The organism is Pseudomonas sp. yb_2 (assembly GCF_043103905.1).
GTDB classification, from domain to species: Bacteria; Pseudomonadota; Gammaproteobacteria; order Pseudomonadales; family Pseudomonadaceae; genus Aquipseudomonas; species Aquipseudomonas alloputida.
In genome coordinates, this window is sequence record NZ_JBICKH010000035.1 from 1 (window position 1) to 12,887 (window position 12,887).

Below are 12,887 nucleotides of genomic sequence, written 5' to 3' on the forward strand. Positions count from 1 at the left end.
CGTTCGGCCTCCTGAAGTCGCGAAGATCAAAAGCCAGATCAAAAGCCAGATCAAAAGCGGGAGTGAAACCTGAAATCAACGCTGATGCTGGCCCGCGAGCGGCGATAGCCGCAGGACTATCAGCACAATAGCGAACGGTGGTTGTCCTGAAACCTGCGAAAGAGGACAATTATCGGCTTCCCGTCACAACCAGCGACCTTGCATGGCCTTTCTTGCACTTGGTATCAACCATAAGACTGCCTCGGTAGACGTACGCGAGCGCGTGGCGTTTACCCCAGAGCAGCTGGTAGACGCCCTGCAGCAGCTCTGCCGACTGACGTCCAGCCGCGAGGCGGCGATCCTGTCGACCTGCAACCGCAGTGAGCTCTATATAGAGCAGGACCACCTGTCCGCCGACGCCGTGCTGCAGTGGCTGGCCGACTATCACCGCCTCAGCATCGACGAGCTGCGCGCCAGCGCCTACGTGCATGAAGAGCACGAAGCCGTGAAGCACATGATGCGCGTGGCCTCGGGCCTGGACTCGCTGGTTCTCGGTGAACCTCAGATCCTGGGCCAGATGAAGTCCGCCTACGCCGTGGCCCGCGAAGCCGGTACCGTCGGGCCGTTGCTTGGGCGCCTGTTCCAGGCCACCTTCAGTGCCGCCAAGCAGGTGCGTACCGATACGGCCATCGGTGAAAACCCGGTTTCGGTTGCGTTCGCCGCGGTCAGCCTGGCCAAGCAGATTTTCGCCGACCTGGGCCGCAGCCAGGCCCTGCTGATCGGTGCCGGCGAAACCATCACCCTGGTCGCCCGCCACCTGCACGAGCAGGGCGTACGCCGTATCGTGGTGGCCAACCGCACCCTGGAGCGCGCCAGCATCCTGGCCGAGCAGTTCGGTGCGCATGCCGTGCTGCTGGCAGACATTCCCCAGGAACTGGCCAACAGTGACATCGTGATCAGTTCCACCGCCAGCCAGTTGCCGATCCTGGGCAAGGGCGCGGTCGAGAGCGCACTGAAACAGCGCCGACACAAGCCGATCTTCATGGTCGACATCGCTGTACCTCGCGATATCGAAACCGAAGTCGGCGAGCTGGATGATGTCTACCTGTACACCGTCGACGACCTGCACGATGTAGTGGCAGAAAACCTCAAGAGCCGCCAGGGTGCGGCTCAGGCGGCCGAAGAGCTGGTATCCGTGGGCGCCGAAGACTTCATGCTGCGCCTGCGCGAACTGGCTGCGGTGGACGTGCTCAGGGCCTATCGCCAGCAAAGTGAGCGCCTTCGCGACGAAGAACTGCAAAAGGCCCTGCGCCTGCTGGCCAATGGCGGCAACCCCGAAGACGTGCTGGCCCAACTGGCCCGGGGCCTGACCAACAAACTCCTGCATGCGCCCAGCGTGCAGCTGAAAAAGCTCTCGGCCGAGGGCCGCCTCGATGCGCTGGCCATGGCCCAGGAACTCTTTGCCCTCAACGAGGGCTCCACGGACAAATCCCCGCAATGAAAGCGTCGCTGCTGAACAAACTGGAAATCCTCCAGGACCGTTTTGAAGAACTCACCGCCCTGCTCGGTGACGCCGAGGTTATTTCCGACCAGACGCGTTTTCGCGCCTACTCCCGCGAGTATGCCGAGGTAGAGCCGGTCTACGCTGCTTATAAAGAGTGGCGTAAAGTCCAGGACGACCTCGAAGGCGCCCAGGCGCTGCTCAAGGACAGTGACCCGGACCTGCGTGAAATGGCCGTGGAAGAGGTGCGTGAAGCCAAGGAGCAACTGTTGACCCTGGAGGCGCAGCTGCAACGCATGCTGCTGCCCAAAGACCCCAACGACGGTCGCAACGTGTTTCTCGAAATCCGCGCCGGTACGGGTGGCGACGAGGCAGCCATCTTCTCTGGTGACCTGTTCCGCATGTATTCGCGCTACGCCGAAAAGCGCGGCTGGCGCCTGGAGATCTTGTCCGAGAACGAAGGCGAGCACGGCGGCTACAAGGAAATCATTGCCCGCGTCGAGGGCGAGAATGTCTACGGCAAGCTCAAGTTCGAGTCCGGTGCACACCGGGTTCAGCGTGTGCCCGAGACCGAGTCCCAAGGCCGTGTCCACACTTCCGCGTGCACGGTGGCGGTGCTCCCCGAGCCGGACGAGCAGGCCGCCATCGAAATCAACCCGGCCGACTTGCGCGTGGATACCTACCGTGCCTCCGGTGCCGGCGGCCAGCACGTCAACAAGACCGATTCGGCGATCCGTATCACTCACTTGCCTACCGGTATCGTGGTCGAATGCCAGGAGGAGCGCTCGCAGCACAAGAACCGTGCTCGCGCCATGTCCTGGCTGTCGGCCAAGCTGAACGACATGCAGACCAGTGCCGCGCAGAACGCCATTGCCAGTGAGCGCAAGCTGCTGGTGGGGTCCGGTGACCGCTCCGAGCGCATCCGCACCTACAATTATCCACAGGGGCGGGTGACCGATCACCGCATCAACCTGACCCTGTATTCGTTGGACGACATCCTCAGCGGTGGCGTAGACGCGGTGATCGAACCGCTGCTGGCCGAATACCAGGCCGATCAACTGGCCGCCTTGGGGGACTGATGACTGTCATCGCCAGCCTGTTGCGCAACGCGCAGTTGCCTGAATCGCCCACTGAGCGCCTGGATGCCGAACTGCTGCTGGCTGCGGCCATCGGTAAATCGCGCAGCTACCTGCATACCTGGCCCGAGCGTATCGTCAGCAGCGAAGATGCCGAGACCTATGCCGGCTACCTGCAGCGCCGCCGTGGCGGCGAGCCAGTGGCCTATATCCTTGGGCTGCAGGGCTTCTGGAAGATCGACCTGGAGGTTGCGCCGCATACCCTGATCCCGCGGCCGGATACCGAACTGCTGGTCGAGACGGCGCTTGAACTGCAACCCGCTTCGCCCGCCAAGGTTCTCGACCTGGGTACCGGTACGGGGGCCATCGCTCTGGCGCTGGCCAGCGAACGCCCGGCCTGGCAGGTGACAGCGGTTGACCGGGTGGAGGAGGCTGCCGCCCTCGCCGAGCGCAACCGCCAGCGGTTGGGCCTGGCCAACGCTCGGGTACGGCTGAGCCACTGGTTCGACAGCCTGGCCGGGGAGCGTTTCGACCTCATTGTCAGCAACCCGCCCTACATCGCCGCTGAAGACCCGCACCTGGTGGCCGGCGACGTGCGCTTCGAACCCAGCAGTGCCCTGGTGGCCGGTGCCGATGGCCTGGACGACCTTCGCGTGATCGCCGCCCAGGCCCCCGCGCACTTGTTGCCAGGTGGTTGGCTACTGCTGGAACATGGCTACGATCAGGCGGCGGCGGTACGCGCTCTGCTGGCTGAACATGGCTTTATCGAGGTGGCCAGCCGCACGGACCTGGGCGGCCATGAACGCATTACCCTGGGGCGACTGCCATGCTGAGTGATCAGGAACTGCTGCGTTACAGCCGCCAGGTGCTGCTGTCCCAGATCGACATCGATGGCCAGCTGCGGCTCAAGCAGAGCAAAGCGCTGATCATCGGGCTGGGTGGCCTGGGCTCGCCAGTCGCCCTGTACCTGGCCGCCGCTGGCGTGGGTGAGCTGCACCTGGCCGACTTCGACACCGTCGACCTGACCAACCTGCAACGCCAGGTCATCCACGACAGTGCCAGCGTTGGCATGAGCAAGGTCGACTCGGCCTTGCAGCGCTTGCAGGCAATCAACCCGGAAGTCAGCCTGGTTGCTCACCGCCAGGCACTGGACGAGGACTCGCTGGTGGCTGCGGTGGCGGCGGTCGACCTGGTGCTGGACTGCTCCGACAATTTCTCTACCCGCGAGGCGGTCAACGCTGCCTGTGTCGCCGCCGGCAAGCCGCTGGTCAGCGGAGCGGCAATCCGTCTGGAAGGTCAGCTGTCGGTGTTCGACCCGCGGCGTGACTACAGTCCGTGCTATCACTGCCTGTACGGGCATGGTAGCGAAGCTGAACTGACCTGCAGCGAAGCAGGCGTCATTGGCCCGCTGGTGGGGCTGGTGGGTAGCCTGCAGGCGCTGGAGGCGATGAAGCTGCTGGCGGGCTTCGGTGAGCCGTTAGTCGGCCGCTTGCTGTTGATCGATGCCCTCGGCACCCGTATCCGCGAGCTTCGTGTCAAGCGCGACCCGGCTTGCACGGTCTGTGGTAAGCGCGATGGCTGAGCGCTCGGCGCCGATCGGCGTCATGGACTCGGGGGTTGGCGGATTGTCGGTGCTGGCCGAGATCCAGCGCCTGCTGCCCAACGAAACGTTGCTGTATGTGGGCGATTGCGGGCATATACCCTACGGTGAGAAGTCGCCGGACTATATCCGCGAGCGCTGCCGACGCATTGCCGGGTTCTTCCATGAACAAGGCGCAAAGGCCATGGTGTTGGCCTGCAACACCGCCACGGTGGCGGCAGTGGCCGACCTGCGCGAGTTGTATCCGACCTGGCCGTTGGTGGGCATGGAACCGGCCGTCAAGCCTGCAGCGGCAGCCACCCGCTCGGGCGTGGTCGGTGTGCTGGCCACCACCGGTACCCTGCAGAGTGCCAAGTTCGCAGCCTTGCTCGATCGCTTCGCAAATGACGTACAGGTTATTACCCAGCCTTGCCCAGGGCTGGTCGAGCTGATCGAAGCCGGTGACCTGGTAAGCCCGGCGGTGCGCCAGCTGCTGCAAGGTTATGTGCAGCCGCTACTGGCTGCAGGTTGCGATACGCTGATCCTGGGCTGCACCCATTACCCTTTCCTTCGCCCATTGCTGGCCGGCATGGTCCCGGATGACGTGGCCATCATCGACACCGGCGCGGCCGTGGCGCGTCAGTTGCAACGGCTGTTGGGTGCCAATGATCTGTTGGCCGAAGGCCCGGCCGGCGCTGCACGCTTCTGGACCAGCGCTGACCCAGAAGCCTTAAGAAAAATCCTACCTGTGCTGTGGCATAAGTCCGACGATGTGCAAAGCTTTGCGTTGTGAAAAAAACGTGAAAAAAGGCTGAACTATCGTTCCACTTCTGCTTTCTACCGCTTTGCCTGAGATGAGGCGGACAAATAACAGCATCAGAAAGAAGGATGTTTCTTATGAGGAAACTGCTCGGCTTGGCAGCGGCTGCTGCCTTTGTTTTGGGGCAAGCGATGTCGGCACAGGCTGCCGATGTTTCGTTTTCGGTGGGGCAGACTGGCGATTCGACAATGGTCTACCGGCTAGGGCTGCAATCGAATTGGGACGCGAGTTGGTGGCAGACCAGCGTTGGTCGGCTGACCGGCTATTGGGATGGGGCCTACACCTACTGGGATGGCGACGAGACCGCGAGCAATCACAGCCTGTCCTTCGCGCCGGTGTTCGTCTATGAATTTGCCGGGGAGTCGGTAAAGCCTTACATCGAAGCCGGCATCGGGGTGGCGGCGTTCTCCAGCACCGAGCTGGAAAGCAACGAGCTGGGTTCGGCGTTCCAGTTCGAGGACCGCATTGGCTTTGGTTTGCGCTTTGCCGGCGGGCATGAGATTGGGGTGCGGGCGATTCACTATTCCAACGCCGGCATCAAAGAGCCCAACGATGGTGTAGAAAGCTACAGCCTGCATTACAGAATGGCGCTCTGAATTCACCTGCATTCGCGGGCAATTCCCGCTCCTGCCGGAATACCACAGCATTAAAGGTCTGGGTAATCTGCAGGAGCGGGCTTGCCCGCGAAGAAGGTAATGCTGATTTCAGCGGTCAACGCGCCAGCGGCCACAGGCTACTAAGGTCCAGCGTCTCCAGGACCAGTTCCGGTTCTCTCTGAGGCCACCGGCGCAGCAACTCCTCTGCGGCACTGCCGGGCGTCCACGCCTCCGGTATCGCCTGTGCCGACGTTACCGTAACCTTCAACGATTGTGGCGCTACGATGGTCAGTGCTACCCCTTGGTCCTCAAGGGCCTTGCGCTGCTCACGCAGCCATTGCGGCAAGTTGTTCCAGCCCGCAGTCACCTGTGTCGGTGCAAACAGCTGCAACGCCGAATAGCGGTTGAAAAGCCCCATCACCTGGGGCGACTGCCCCTTTGTCAGCAACGGCAGCGCATTGCTCAGGCAATGCTCTGCGGCCAGCTGGTTGGTGGTGACGATCGCTTCGATCAGCTCACTGTCACTGACATTGTCTGGCAGGTAATCGGTGGTGCCGGTGTTGAGAATCAGCCCGTCCAGCGAACACCAGGCATGGCAAATCTGTTGGCACGCATCGGTGACGTGTTGTTCTTCCTGCAACTGCCACGGCAAACGCAACAATTGGTTGCCGTAGCGTGCCCCCAAATCATCCAGTGCATCGCTATCCTTGCCACTCGCGGCAACGCGATGTCCTTCATCGAGCATCCGCTCCACCAAAGCCAAGCCAAGTCCGTTGCTTGCGCCTGTAACCCAAAAACTACGCGAGTTAATCAAGACGTTATCCCCTGATTCTGCCGGCGTGGCAGCCCTTTGAATGCTTCTAGGGCCCGCTGGCGACTGCTGCTGAGATCTACGATTGGACTTAGGTACGAAGTATTACCGAAAAGGTCCGTCGATTTAATGGGTTGATGGATGGCTTTTTCATCGAGCTCCTGTAGTTCCGGTACCCAGTGGCGAATGAACCGACCCTGTGGATCGAAGCGCTGCGACTGTGAAACCGGATTGAAGATACGGAAATAGGGCACCGCATCGGTGCCGGTGGACGCACTCCACTGCCAACCCCCGTTGTTGGCGGCCAGGTCGCCGTCTATCAGGTGGCGCATGAAGTGTCGCTCGCCCTTGCGCCAGTCAATCAGCAGGTTCTTGCTGAGGAACATGGCCACGATCATGCGCAAGCGGTTGTGCATCCACCCGGTGTGCAGCAATTGGCGCATGGCGGCATCAATGATCGGGAAGCCGGTGCGGCCCTGCTCCCAGGCCTCCAGGTCTGCCGGGGCGTCACGCCAGGGCAGGGCTTCGGTCTGGGCGCGGAAGGCGCGGTGGCGCGAGACCTGTGGATAACCGCTCAGGATGTGCTTGTAGAACTCACGCCAGAGTAGCTCATTGATCCAGGTCTGCACGCCTGTGCTGCCACTGTCGAACTCGCCCCGGTTGCCGGCCAGTGCACCGTGCAAGCATTGGCGGGGCGAAATCACGCCGGCGGCCAGGTAGGGGGAAAGCTGGCTGGTACCAGGCTTGGCAGGCAAGTCGCGCAAGTGGTGGTAGTCGTCGATGGTTTCGTCCAGGAAGCGTGACAGGCGGGACTGTGCCTCAGCTTCACCGGCTGGCCAGTGGTCGCGCAATGCGGGCGTGGTTTTTCCGAACCCCTCTACATGTTGCGGGATTGGGTCGCTGCCGATGTTCAGCGGGGTCTGGCGCTTCACCCGCCGTGCCAGGGCGGGCAGGCTGCGGTGCAGATGCTCAAGGCAGGTCTTCTTGAACTGGCTGAACACCTGGAAGTAATCGCCACTGCGAGTGAGTACGGTGCCCGGACGGAAGAACAGCTGGTCGAGGTGGCTGTGCGCCTGGATGGCCGACTTTTCCAACAGTGCGCGGGTGGCATCATCCCGGCGCTGCTCATTGATGCCGTACTCCTCGTTCCAGTGCACGCTTTGCACCTGATGTTGGCGGCAGATATCGAGCACCGCCTGTGGCGCCTGGTCCCAGGTATCGATTGTGCGGATCAGCAGGGGGATGTTCAGCTTTTCCAGTGATTGGCGCAGGTCATGCAGGTTACGCAGCCAGAAGTCGACTTTGCAGTCGGCATCGTCATGGGCTTGCCATTGTCCGGGGCTGACCAGCCACAGGGCGATGGTCGGGCCGCGTTCGGTGGAGGCGCTGAGTGCAGTGTTGTCATCGATACGCAGGTCGCTGCGCAGCCAGGTCAGGTGCATGGGGGATTGATCTCTACAGGCTGTCGATCATGGGCTTGAAGCACGCGCAATGCCGCCTGCGGGGTGTCGAACAGGAAAAGGTCGGACAGCTCAAAAGCCTTCAAGCGGGTTTCATGCAGCGCCAGCGTGGCACCGCCCAGCAGCTTGGGGATCGGCAAGCCTTGCAGGGTGCGCAGCAACGCCTTGTCGTCGATGCGTGGCCCCAGGTGCAGGAGTAAGGCGCGTGGTTTGAGCGCGTTGACGGCGCTTAGCAATTGCGGGCCTGCGACGGGCTGCTCGAGCACCTCGACCGGGAAGCCATTGCTGGTGAGTAGCCAGGCGCACAACCATAAGTCTGGGCTGAAGGTGCGTTCGCTGTCTTCGGCCAGCAATACGGGGGGCCCTTGCAGCAGCTGGTTGTCGTGGTACACGCGGGCACCGAGCTTGCTGCGCAGCCAGCTGTGGAAAAACACCTGCTCCAGCCGAGCGTTGAAGTAATTGCGCCAGCGCTGGTCGAGCATGTCGAGGAGCGGCAGCAGCAATTGCTCGCACAGGGTGACCGCCGGGTACAGCGCCATGGCCTGGTTGAGTTGCTGGTCGAGGGCGCGCTGTGAAAGGCCGGCGATGGCTTCGATCAGCTGGAATTGCCGGGCTTGCCAGTCACCCTTCGGTGGGGTGCTGGCGGGTTTGTCGAGCAACTCGCGGACTTGGCCGACCGACGCGCCACGCTGCAGCCAAGCCAGAACGGCTTCGACGCGTTCGACCTGCTCAAGTGGGTACAGGCGATGCCCCTTGGCGGTGCGCTGTGGCTTGAGCAACCCATACCGGCGCTCCCAGGCGCGCAGGGTGACCGGGTTGACGCCAGTGCGACGGGCAAGTTCGCCGATGGGCAGCAAGTCCTCAGACCGCATTGCGCAAGCCCAGGCTCTCGGGGTGAGGCTGCAGGTAGGCTTGTTGCTGCAGGTAGGGGTCTGGGTGCTTGCGCAAATGGTGTTTGAGCAAGGTCAGTGGCACTACCAGTGGTACCACGCCTTGTTGGTATTGGCCGATGACTGCCTGCAACTCCGCCTTGTCCTGCTGCGTCAGGGCATCCTTGAAGTAGCCGCTCAGGTGCTGCAGCACGTTACTGTGGGTGCCGCGGCTGGCGCAGCGGCGCAGGGCCTGCATCAGCTGGCTGAAATAGCGCGGGCCGATGCTCTGTGGTTCATCAGCCTTGCTCATGCTGCCAAGCAGGCGGCCGAGGGTGCGATAGGCCTGGGGGTTGTTGGCCATCAGCAAATACTTGTAGCGCGAATGAAAGCGCACCAGCGCGCCACGGTTCAGGCCCTCGGCCAGCAGGCGCTGCCAGTCGGCGTAGGCGTAAACGCGGCTTATGAAGTTTTCGCGCAGCACAGGGTCATGCAGGCGGCCTTCTTCTTCTACTGGCAGGTCCGGGCGCGATGCGCAGAAAGCCTGGGCATAGACGCCACGGCCACCATGCACGGCCGGGTGGCCGTTGTCCTGATAAACCTTTACCCGTTCCAGGCCGCATGAAGGTGACTTCTGCATGAAGATGTAGCCGCAGATGTCGTCAAGCTCGTTGGCCATCTGCTCGCCATAGGTGCGCAGCGGGTCGGTCAGGTCCTTGCCGGGGTCGCGGGTGCCGACCACTTCGGGTTGCTCGGGGTTGCCGACCAGGCGAATCGGGTCGCGCGGGACACCCAAGCCGATTGCCACTTCCGGACACACGGGTAGCCAGTCGAAGTGCTGTTCCAGCTGTTTACGGCACAGGTCGGAGGCCTTGTGGCCGCCGTTGTAGCGCACGCTGTGCCCGGTCAGGCAGGCGCTGATGGCGATACGCGGCTTGCTGTGGGCGGAAGGGTCGTGCATGGCTGCCTCCGAAAATAAACCTGTACGTGACTCGAAACTTGTACAGGTTTATTTCAGCACAGCGCTGAAGTTATGCAAACTAGTATTTTTGTATAGTTCGGCATCACTCAAGGTGTTCGAGCAAGCGCCGCGCTGCTTCCTGGCCACTGAGCCATGCGCCCTCGACTCGGCCGGACAGGCACCAGTCCCCACAGGCGTACAAGCCCTGGTCAGCATCGGCCAGTGCGCCCCACTCATGGTTGCTACTGGGGCGGGCATAGAGCCAGCGGTGGGCCAGGGCGAAGGTGGGCGGGGGGACCACGCAGCCGACCAGCTCGGCGAATTCGCCCCACAGCTGCTCGATCACTTCATCCTTTGGCAGGTCGATGTGTTGCCGGCTCCAGTCTGACGTTGCGTGCAGTACCCAGGTGTCCAGGTGCTCGTCGCGGCCAGGCTTGCTGCGATTGCGGGCCAGCCAGTCCAGCGGGTTGTCCTGCACGAAGCAGCCTTGCATTGGTGTATCCAGCGGTGTCTCGAAGGCAAGGGCGACGGCCCAGGTAGGTTCCATTTGCACGCCAGCGGCCACGGCCGCGAGCTTCGGTGTGGCGGCCAGAAGTGGCGTGGCCTGCGGTGCCGGGACGGCAATGACCACGCGGCTGTAGGGGCCGTGGCTGCAACCTTCGGTATCTTGCAGGTGCCAGTACTGCTTGCCGCGAAACACTTCCGCTATGCGGCAGCCGAAATTGACGGTGACGTCCTTGAGCAAGCCGCGGGTAATGGCGCTCATGCGTGGCACGCCCACCCAGCGCGTCTGCTCGTCGGGGGAGGGGGTAAGTTCGCCATCACGGTAGTTGTACAGTTGGGGTTTCCACTGCTCGGCCCAGCCGGCGGCCACCCATTGCTGCACCTGATCGACGAAGCGTCGGTCACGGGCAGTGAAGTACTGTGCGCCCAGGTCGAGCGCGCCGGCTTCGCTGCGCTTGCTGGCCATGCGCCCGCCACTGCCGTGGCCTTTGTCGAACAAGTGCACGGATTGCCCGGCCTTCTGCAAGGCCTGGGCGGCTGACAAACCGGCGATGCCGGCCCCGATGATGGCGATAGGTACTGTCATGATGGCCTCTTCAAACCTTGCTGTGAGCAGACTACGCTGTCAGGCAAACCTGTACAATGCCAAAATTATGTATAAGGTTATTCCGTGTTGGCGGCAGGTTGGCCTATGTTTATCCGAGAGCGTCGGGTCAAAAAAGTGCCTTGCTGTTAAAAATAGACCACCGACGCATTCTGCGAGGACACAGCCATGCATATATTGCTGACAGGTGGCACCGGTTTGATTGGCAAGCATCTGTGCCAGTACTGGCTGGGCCAAGGGCATCGGCTTACGGTTTGGAGCAGGCGTCCTGAACAGGTGGCGAAAATCTGTGGTAGCGGGGTGCGTGGTATCGCGCGCCTGGAGCAGTTAGAGGCCGACGATCATCTTGATGCGGTGGTCAACCTTGCCGGTGCGCCGATTGCCGACAGGCCCTGGACGGCCGCCCGGCGCAACGTGCTGTGGGCCAGCCGTGTCACCCTTACCGAGCAATTGCTGGCTTGGTTGGGCACCCGTGAGCAGCGCCCGGAGGTGTTGATCTCCGGCTCTGCGGTAGGTTGGTACGGAGACGGTGGCGAACGCGAACTGACCGAGGCCTCTCCCCCGGTGCGTGAAGATTTCGCCAGCCAGTTGTGTATTGCCTGGGAAGAGACCGCCCAGCGTTCGCAAGCGCAGGGAATACGCGTGGTATTGGTCCGTACCGGCCTGGTGCTGGCCAGCGATGGCGGCTTTTTGTCGCGCCTGCGCATGCCCTTCAAACTGGGGCTGGGCGGGCCTTTGGGCAATGGGCGGCAATGGATGCCCTGGGTTCATATAGACGACCAGGTCGCCCTGATTGATTTTCTCTTGCAGCACAAGGATGCCAGCGGTCCTTATAATGCCTGCGCGCCGGAGCCTGTGCGCAACCGTGAGTTTGCCAGGCGACTGGGCCGCGCCCTGCATCGGCCGGCGCTGTTGCCAGTGCCGGCATTGCTGCTCAAGGCCGGGCTTGGCGAGATGTCCACCTTGCTGCTGGGAGGCCAGCGGGCGCGCCCGGTACGCTTGCTGGAAGCCGGCTTCACGTTCCGCTTCAACGATCTGCAATCGGCGCTGGACAACCTGTCCAGTCGCCTCTGACATAGGACGCTGCATGACCGATCACGCCCTGCTGCTGGTCAACCTGGGTTCCCCGGCCTCCACCTCGGTGGCCGATGTGCGCCGCTACCTCAACCAGTTCCTCATGGACCCGTACGTGATCGACCTGCCGTGGCCGGTGCGGCGTTTGCTGGTGTCGCTGGTCCTGATCAAGCGCCCGGAGCAGTCGGCACATGCCTACGCTTCGATCTGGTGGGAGGAGGGCTCGCCTCTGGTAGTGCTGACCCGTCGCCTGCAGGCCGCGATGGCCGAGCACTGGCCCCATGGCTCGGTGGAAATCGCCATGCGCTACGGCCAGCCGGCCTTGCCTGATGTGTTGGCGCGGCTGGCCGCCCAAGGTGTGCGCAAGGTGACTTTGGCACCGCTTTATCCACAGTTCGCCGACAGCACGGTGACCACTGTGATCGAGCAGGCAAAACAGACGGTCAGCGAGCACCAGTTACCGTTGCAGATGCGCGTGCTGCAGCCGTTCTATGAGCACCCGGCGTACATCGAGGCGCTGGCAGCCAGCGCCCGGCCGTACCTGGAGCAGGGTTACGACCACCTGCTGCTGAGCTTCCATGGTTTGCCGGAACGGCACCTGAAGAAACTGTTTCCGAAGGGGGTCAAGCACGACCTGCGCGCTGCCGATTGCTGCCACGGTGCAACCGCCGAAGTACGTTCGGTTTGCTATCGCGGGCAATGCCTGGCTACGGCCAAAGCCTTTGCGCAGAGCATGGGCATACCGGATGGCAAATGGTCGGTATCGTTCCAGTCGCGGCTGGGCCGGGACAAGTGGATCGAACCCTACACCGAGACGCGGCTGGATGAGCTGGCCAAGGCCGGTGTGAAGAAGCTGCTGGTGATGTGCCCGGCGTTTGTGGCGGATTGCATCGAGACGCTGGAAGAGATAGGCATGCGTGGCAGCGAGCAGTTTGTCGAGGCGGGCGGCCAGGAGCTGGTGCTGGTGCCGTGCCTGAATGATCACCCGGAGTGGGTGAGGGTGTTGGCTGATATGTGTGAAAAGGCCTGAATCGAAGGGGCCGCTTTGCGGCC

The 12,887-nt window shown here is 62.5% G+C and carries 13 protein-coding genes; 8 read left to right on the forward strand and 5 right to left on the reverse strand.

Annotated features, from left to right (window positions below; all coding sequences use genetic code 11):
* Positions 1-202: 202 nt before the first annotated feature.
* From hemA to ACF8FB_RS08740, 6 genes are all read left to right on the forward strand, one after another.
* A complete protein-coding gene (hemA, locus tag ACF8FB_RS08715; RefSeq protein ID WP_209968031.1) occupies positions 203-1,480 on the forward strand; it encodes a glutamyl-tRNA reductase in 1,278 nt (425 codons plus the stop codon).
* Positions 1,477-2,559, forward strand: a complete 1,083-nt coding sequence (gene prfA, locus ACF8FB_RS08720; protein WP_003247392.1) for a peptide chain release factor 1 — start codon at positions 1,477-1,479, stop codon at positions 2,557-2,559. Before hemA ends, prfA begins: the two co-directional genes overlap by 4 nt.
* On the forward strand, positions 2,559-3,389 hold the full coding sequence (gene prmC, locus ACF8FB_RS08725; protein ID WP_004575885.1) for a peptide chain release factor N(5)-glutamine methyltransferase: 831 nt from the start codon (positions 2,559-2,561) through the stop codon (positions 3,387-3,389). The genes prfA and prmC overlap by 1 nt, the downstream gene beginning before the upstream one ends.
* Entirely contained in the window at positions 3,383-4,138 is a 756-nt protein-coding gene (locus ACF8FB_RS08730) for a molybdopterin-synthase adenylyltransferase MoeB (protein WP_010951980.1), read from the forward strand. Before prmC ends, ACF8FB_RS08730 begins: the two co-directional genes overlap by 7 nt.
* Entirely contained in the window at positions 4,131-4,928 is a 798-nt protein-coding gene (gene murI, locus ACF8FB_RS08735) for a glutamate racemase (protein ID WP_010951981.1), read from the forward strand. The genes ACF8FB_RS08730 and murI overlap by 8 nt, the downstream gene beginning before the upstream one ends.
* 104 nt (positions 4,929-5,032) lie before the next feature.
* On the forward strand, positions 5,033-5,551 hold the full coding sequence (locus ACF8FB_RS08740) for an acyloxyacyl hydrolase (RefSeq protein ID WP_003247385.1): 519 nt from the start codon (positions 5,033-5,035) through the stop codon (positions 5,549-5,551).
* A gap of 115 nt (positions 5,552-5,666) precedes the next feature.
* Here the strand turns inward: ACF8FB_RS08740 and ACF8FB_RS08745 are convergent, their stop codons facing one another.
* From ACF8FB_RS08745 to ACF8FB_RS08765, 5 genes are all read right to left on the reverse strand, one after another.
* Positions 5,667-6,365: an SDR family oxidoreductase gene (locus ACF8FB_RS08745; RefSeq protein WP_392511215.1), complete on the reverse strand. Its 699-nt coding sequence runs from the start codon at positions 6,363-6,365 to the stop codon at positions 5,667-5,669.
* Complete coding sequence (phrB, locus tag ACF8FB_RS08750) at positions 6,362-7,804, reverse strand: deoxyribodipyrimidine photo-lyase (protein ID WP_350298296.1); 1,443 nt, start codon at positions 7,802-7,804, stop codon at positions 6,362-6,364. Before phrB ends, ACF8FB_RS08745 begins: the two co-directional genes overlap by 4 nt.
* Positions 7,795-8,694, reverse strand: a complete 900-nt coding sequence (locus ACF8FB_RS08755; RefSeq protein WP_392511216.1) for a MerR family transcriptional regulator — start codon at positions 8,692-8,694, stop codon at positions 7,795-7,797. Before ACF8FB_RS08755 ends, phrB begins: the two co-directional genes overlap by 10 nt.
* Positions 8,684-9,652, reverse strand: a complete 969-nt coding sequence (locus tag ACF8FB_RS08760) for a YbgA family protein (protein WP_392511217.1) — start codon at positions 9,650-9,652, stop codon at positions 8,684-8,686. The genes ACF8FB_RS08755 and ACF8FB_RS08760 overlap by 11 nt, the downstream gene beginning before the upstream one ends.
* A gap of 103 nt (positions 9,653-9,755) precedes the next feature.
* Positions 9,756-10,742 carry an NAD(P)/FAD-dependent oxidoreductase gene (locus tag ACF8FB_RS08765; protein ID WP_010951987.1) on the reverse strand — a complete coding sequence of 329 codons (987 nt, stop codon included), beginning with the start codon at positions 10,740-10,742 and terminating at the stop codon, positions 9,756-9,758.
* A 186-nt stretch (positions 10,743-10,928) separates the two neighbouring features.
* Here ACF8FB_RS08765 and ACF8FB_RS08770 point away from each other — a divergent pair, with 186 nt between their 5' ends.
* Together ACF8FB_RS08770 and hemH are read left to right on the forward strand one after the other, a co-directional pair.
* The gene (locus tag ACF8FB_RS08770; RefSeq protein ID WP_010951988.1) at positions 10,929-11,834 is read left to right on the forward strand and encodes a TIGR01777 family oxidoreductase; all 906 of its coding nucleotides are present in this window, start codon (positions 10,929-10,931) and stop codon (positions 11,832-11,834) included.
* Positions 11,835-11,847: 13 nt separating this feature from the next.
* A complete protein-coding gene (gene hemH, locus ACF8FB_RS08775) occupies positions 11,848-12,864 on the forward strand; it encodes a ferrochelatase (protein WP_392511218.1) in 1,017 nt (338 codons plus the stop codon).
* Positions 12,865-12,887 lie beyond the last annotated feature (23 nt).

Bases quoted from the DNA above. Each gene is read 5' to 3' on its own strand.
- phrB (WP_350298296.1), bottom strand. From the start codon at position 7,804: ATGCACCTGACCTGGCTGCGCAGCGACCTGCGTATCGATGACAACACT.
- ACF8FB_RS08730 (WP_010951980.1), top strand. From the start codon at position 3,383: ATGCTGAGTGATCAGGAACTGCTGCGTTACAGCCGCCAGGTGCTGCTG.
- hemH (WP_392511218.1), top strand. From the start codon at position 11,848: ATGACCGATCACGCCCTGCTGCTGGTCAACCTGGGTTCCCCGGCCTCC.
- murI (WP_010951981.1), top strand. From the start codon at position 4,131: ATGGCTGAGCGCTCGGCGCCGATCGGCGTCATGGACTCGGGGGTTGGC.
- ACF8FB_RS08760 (WP_392511217.1), bottom strand. From the start codon at position 9,652: ATGCACGACCCTTCCGCCCACAGCAAGCCGCGTATCGCCATCAGCGCC.
- ACF8FB_RS08740 (WP_003247385.1), top strand. From the start codon at position 5,033: ATGAGGAAACTGCTCGGCTTGGCAGCGGCTGCTGCCTTTGTTTTGGGG.
- ACF8FB_RS08765 (WP_010951987.1), bottom strand. From the start codon at position 10,742: ATGACAGTACCTATCGCCATCATCGGGGCCGGCATCGCCGGTTTGTCA.
- ACF8FB_RS08755 (WP_392511216.1), bottom strand. From the start codon at position 8,694: ATGCGGTCTGAGGACTTGCTGCCCATCGGCGAACTTGCCCGTCGCACT.
- hemA (WP_209968031.1), top strand. From the start codon at position 203: ATGGCCTTTCTTGCACTTGGTATCAACCATAAGACTGCCTCGGTAGAC.
- prfA (WP_003247392.1), top strand. From the start codon at position 1,477: ATGAAAGCGTCGCTGCTGAACAAACTGGAAATCCTCCAGGACCGTTTT.
- prmC (WP_004575885.1), top strand. From the start codon at position 2,559: ATGACTGTCATCGCCAGCCTGTTGCGCAACGCGCAGTTGCCTGAATCG.
- ACF8FB_RS08770 (WP_010951988.1), top strand. From the start codon at position 10,929: ATGCATATATTGCTGACAGGTGGCACCGGTTTGATTGGCAAGCATCTG.